We start from the raw sequence: 1,570 nt of genomic DNA on the forward strand, positions 1-1,570 counted from the left end.
GCTTCCTGTTGTTGGGGTTTACCCTGTTGCGAGTCAAAACGATGAGCTTGATAGGTTGCAACTAATTGATAATTTTAAAAAAATCATGATGTTGTAACAGTTCGGTGAGATCATTCCCGCGTTGCCATTGAGGATAGTAGGTTCGGATAACCCAATCTGGTTTTACCTTTTGTTGTAAATCTTGTGCATACAAAGGTAGCGAGCGATGAATTCTGGTGCTCGTCATTTCGGCATTGGTTAAGCATTGACTATCGATAAATTGAAGATCTTTTCTCGCAAAAAAGGGAATGATTCCACAATCAGCCAAGAGTATTTTTGCATTTACTGCCGTGTAGCGGTTTAAAAATTCCGCAACTTTCATACGTATAGCTGAACGCTGTTGATAATGTTGAACGTCTGTATCGATGTTCGCTATTTTCCTGGTGGGAATAAAAGATGAGTAAACAGCACGATGATTAACATGCAGAGTAAGGTGTTATTTTTGGCTGAAAAATGAAAATTATTTAAAAATTCTTTCACCCCCAAAACGGGTAATAGGCTAAAGACACTAAAAGCGGCTAAAAAAAGGCGGTTGTAATAAGCTATAACCGGATCAGCGCGACATAAAAGCAGACAATACAACAGTGATGGTAGCCAAAGTAGTAGATGCCGACAGTCTTTACGAGTAAATAAATAAGGTAGACTTAAAATCAAGCAAGGAAAAAGAAGGTATAAATAGTCATTGACTAGATGAAAGCTGTGAGTGCTAATGATCGCTTTACAGCGATAACTATTAGGCAGCAGATGGCCAAAGTAAATAAGACGCCAGCCAAAATAAATACTGTAGGGCAGGATAAAACCGAGAGTAAAAATAATAAACATACTTCGTAGTTGATAGGATGGGTGCTTACAGCGCGATTGACAGCAGATTAGGAAAGCAAAAGGGGAAATAATCCATAACACCCCTTCAAAACGTGTTAATGCCAATAAAGTCAAGCTCAAGCAACTTATTAACCATGCTCTGGAGTTATAACGATTCTTTTTTAAAGGGATTGTGGGATCCTGTAATTTACTGAAGCCAAGGGCAGATGCAGTTTGCCAACTCATGAGTAAAGCCAGAGCAACAAAAAACTGGTTTCAAATCCGCTGACAGTCCACCAGCTAACGCCTTGATAATGGCTAAACAGATAAACAGGCAGCATAGCCAGCAAAGGGGATAAAAAAGTTCGTGCGAATTGGTAAAGAAAAATTAAGGCAGCCAATAAACTTAAACTTGCAAAACATTTAACAGCGGGAATTAAAGGTATGCCTAGCTTGAGAAATAATGACGCAAGCAGGATCCAGAGAAAATTGGAATACCCTTCAACCGGAGGAGTACTGGGATGCCAGCGAAAACCCAGTCCATTAACCATGGTCTGAGCATAGTGCCAGCTAATAAATGCATCATCGGTGGTAAAAGGCCACGCATGGTATAACGCATTGCCTAATTGCAGCAAAATAAGAGCAGCAAGCAAGGCGATGAGACAAGACTCCAGGGAGACTCTACGAGCATTCAAACGATTTTAATCCTTTAATTTAGTTGAAGATTGCT

The 1,570-nt window shown here is 39.9% G+C and carries 3 protein-coding genes; all 3 read right to left on the reverse strand.

Translation table 11 applies throughout. The annotated features are described in order from the left end of the window. Positions 1–61 precede the first annotated feature (61 nt). From BN58_RS29170 to BN58_RS29180, 3 genes are read right to left on the reverse strand one after another with little or no spacing between them, the layout of a single operon-like run. Positions 62–361 (reverse strand): hypothetical protein, encoded by a 300-nt coding sequence (locus tag BN58_RS29170; RefSeq protein WP_019218094.1) that lies wholly within the window; start codon positions 359–361, stop codon positions 62–64. A 50-nt stretch (positions 362–411) separates the two neighbouring features. Beyond that, positions 412–1,086 (reverse strand): hypothetical protein, encoded by a 675-nt coding sequence (locus BN58_RS29175; RefSeq protein ID WP_019218095.1) that lies wholly within the window; start codon positions 1,084–1,086, stop codon positions 412–414. After that, complete coding sequence (locus BN58_RS29180; RefSeq protein WP_156812632.1) at positions 1,083–1,535, reverse strand: hypothetical protein; 453 nt, start codon at positions 1,533–1,535, stop codon at positions 1,083–1,085. The genes BN58_RS29175 and BN58_RS29180 overlap by 4 nt, the downstream gene beginning before the upstream one ends. Positions 1,536–1,570: the final 35 nt, after the last annotated feature.

This window comes from Legionella tunisiensis (assembly GCF_000308315.1).
Lineage (GTDB): Bacteria > Pseudomonadota > Gammaproteobacteria > Legionellales > Legionellaceae > Tatlockia > Tatlockia tunisiensis.

What these genes read in the sequence shown, in the direction of transcription:
- BN58_RS29175 (WP_019218095.1), bottom strand. Translation starts at nt 1,086, where the DNA reads ATGAGTTGGCAAACTGCATCTGCCCTTGGCTTCAGTAAATTACAGGAT.
- BN58_RS29170 (WP_019218094.1), bottom strand. Translation starts at nt 361, where the DNA reads ATGAAAGTTGCGGAATTTTTAAACCGCTACACGGCAGTAAATGCAAAA.